General features: G+C 65.2%; 2 protein-coding genes. Both read right to left on the reverse strand.

What is annotated here, in order from left to right; genetic code table 11:
* Window positions 1-711: 711 nt before the first annotated feature.
* Window positions 712-2151 carry a wax ester/triacylglycerol synthase domain-containing protein gene (locus VKI00_RS11825; RefSeq protein ID WP_324437648.1) on the reverse strand — a complete coding sequence of 480 codons (1440 nt, stop codon included), beginning with the start codon at window positions 2149-2151 and terminating at the stop codon, window positions 712-714.
* A gap of 496 nt (window positions 2152-2647) precedes the next feature.
* Window positions 2648-2845: a hypothetical protein gene (locus VKI00_RS11830; protein WP_324437649.1), complete on the reverse strand. Its 198-nt coding sequence runs from the start codon at window positions 2843-2845 to the stop codon at window positions 2648-2650.
* Window positions 2846-3004 lie beyond the last annotated feature (159 nt).

Raw genomic sequence — 3004 nt, forward strand, 5'->3', positions numbered from 1 at the left:
GAATAAACCGGTATGCGAAGCGGATCGCGGCCCTCGACAAGACGTCCCCCGAGCACCAAGCGCTCGGGGATGGTTCACCCGAGCCGCCGCAGACGCCCCAGGTCGGCACCTGAGCGCGCGTGAACGGCCCCGGGTCCCTCAGCAGCGGTCGCTGCGATGCGGCAGACAGCTCCACGGCTGTATCCAGCCCCGCTACCACCCCATCGACCCCGGGACTCCCTTGAAGGGGCCGACGACCCAGCTGGTTACCCAGCGCCGCAGCAGCCCACGGGTTGCGGGTTTACCTGCTCGCCGTTGACGGTGCAGCGGTCAACGTGCGCGGCCATCACCGGGACCGCGCTGGCGTCGGCTCGAAGGCAGGCGTGGGGGGTCATCCCAGGCGGCTTTCCGCGCGACCGTTGTGTAGGTCACCGTTCGGCTGCAGCGCGGGCGCCTCGCTCATCGCCACTTTGCACCACCCCTCCGCGCTGCCCGCGACGTGAGGTCTCACGGGCTAGACACGATGCCGATGCGGGCGAGCATCCCATATGCTAGGAGCGCGCTCGCCTGACTTGGGACCGGTTTCCCTTCTCAGATCCGTATTCGGCTGGGCTGCACCCGCTTCGGCTCACGCTGTATCTTCGGGGTACCACGATGCCAATAACCATGCTCGCTTGTTGCAGCGTGCGGGTATCAGTGTTATTGAGTTCTCGCCGCAAATCCGATGCTGGCCTAGTTTCGCGGGCGATCTGATTCCTGAAAACCTCCATCGCCGAGGGCGATCACTGCGTCAAGGCCTTCACGGATGCACGCCACGAGCACGCCCAGGTCCGGGACCGCTGCCGCATCGACGGCGATTCCGATCAATGCCTTGTGGTGATAACCCACCAGCGTGATGTTGGCGGCGGTGCCGACCGGCGGCCCAAAGGGAAAAATATCGACCACCTTCGCGCGGCCGAGGTAGAACGCCGAATCACCGGCGTTGACGTTGCTGAGCACGAAGTCGTCGTGTTTCATGATCAACCCGAAAGCAAGGTTCACTGCCGGACCGAAGGCGTTTATCACCGTACCGAGCGCTGTGGCCAATGGGAGTTTCGCGTCCTCCTTCAAGCCTCTGATCAGACTGTGATAGGTCGCCATCGCCGCGCCGGGGTCATCAGCGCCGATCGGGATCGCCGTTCGGCAACCATTCACGCGGTTGCCGAACGGCGGGTCGCCCGGCTTGCGGATATCAACCGGGATCGTGGCCCTCAGTCGGCCGACGGGTTTGCCGTGGCGTTGATGGTACAAAGCGAATCCGTGGGCGACGGCGGTGACGAACGCGTCGTTGATCGTGCAGCCCCGTGTCTTGGCCGCTTTCCGCAATCTTTCGAGGTCGGCCTCGAGTGCCGCGAAGCGCAGCCACCCTCGGCGCTCGGTCATCAGGGGCGAGAGGGTCTTGAAATTCGGCGCCACGATCCGGGTCACCGCCCACACATTCTTTGCGACGGTGGTCGCGCTATCGCGCGGGCGCCGCACTACGGTCGGCAGCGTACGCGCCGTCGAGCCTGCGGACCGGCCCAGGAACCCGAGGATCCGGTGTCCGGTGTAGCTGGCGGCTTCGGCAGCCAGCGCGAGCCGGGATTGATCGTCGGGCTCGGGGATCGTGGGCATCGGCCCAAGATCACAGGGATTTCGGGTGCGGTCGCCGAGCAACCCGAAGATCGCGAGAAGGCCGGTACCGTCGCTCATCACATGATTGACCGTCAGGATTAACGCCGCCTGCCCATCCTTGAGCCCTTCGACCACGGTGATGGTCCACAGCGGGCGCTCCCGGTCGAGGCCGGACATCGTCGACTGACACGCGAACTCCAGCACGCCGTCCAAAGATCCATCACCCGGCGCACCGATCCAGCGGACGTGATACGAGAGATCGAAGTTCGGGTCGACGAGCCAACGGGGAGTCGACAGGCGCAACGGCGCCTCCACCAGCCGGTGCCGAAATGACGGCAGCGCACGGCTGCCGCGTTCGAGGCGCTCCAGGAGGACATCCCGGTCGGGCGCCCGGTCAAGGACCAACACCGCCGTGATCGTCTGCCGAAGCAACGGGTCCTTTTCGATCCCCCACAGCATGGCGTCCACATCGCCGGCGTGATGGGGCTTGTGCGAGGCGTGATTGTCGATGGTTGCCATCGTTCCTCGATTGCGGTTCTTCGTTTCTGCGGCCGGTTTCCTCTTGTGCGCCCACGAATCGGGTATGTCGGCCGGTTATGACCCAAGCACTTAGGAGTGTGCGTCGCACCGGCTGTCCCGCGGCAGCCTTTCAGGAAATTCGGTGCCGCGAATTGGTCTTTGGACGGATGCTTGGACACGCCGCGCCCGTGCCGGGCCAGTCACAGAACCGCCGGCGGTGCGTGGCAACATCCCAGTGGTGGTCTCGCCGTTCGATTGCCAGGTTCGCGATTACGGTGCCGACGAAGTGCCTTTCAGCTTCTCGGGCGGGCCGCGACTCGCGTCTTTACCCAGTTTACTTGGACTAGACCCAGACTGTGATCCCTGCCGAGTCCAACGTGAATGTGTGGAGGTAGTGCGCAGCTTCGCCTGGCACTGACGCCCGTACGACACAGGAGGTCAGATTCATGTCAGCCGATCCCACCTCGATCATCGCCGCCCACGGGGTGGAGCCCACCTACTCCGTGAGGGAGGCGAGTTTCATCGCGACAAAGACCGAGCGGTCCTGGATAGTCTCGGGCATGCGTCCGATGCCGGCCAGCGCCGCCATTGCGAACGTCTCGAACTCCCTCGGCTCGTGCTTGGGTCCGACGGTGCGGCCGAAGGGTAGGCCGCGCTGATAGCCGGCGACTGACCCGCGACGGTCGGGCTCCATGTTTGCCGGCCCAGCGGACCGTCCTCCGCTTCGTCGATGGCTTCCGTTTCGAGGGCCACCGCACCGGGTGCAGGCGGGTGCCGTCACGCCCCGGTGACCACAGACCGACCACCACGGCCGCGACGGCGATGATGACGGCCATCACTAACAGCGACGACT

Source organism: Mycobacterium sp., from assembly GCF_035314665.1.
Classification (GTDB): domain Bacteria; phylum Actinomycetota; class Actinomycetes; order Mycobacteriales; family Mycobacteriaceae; genus Mycobacterium.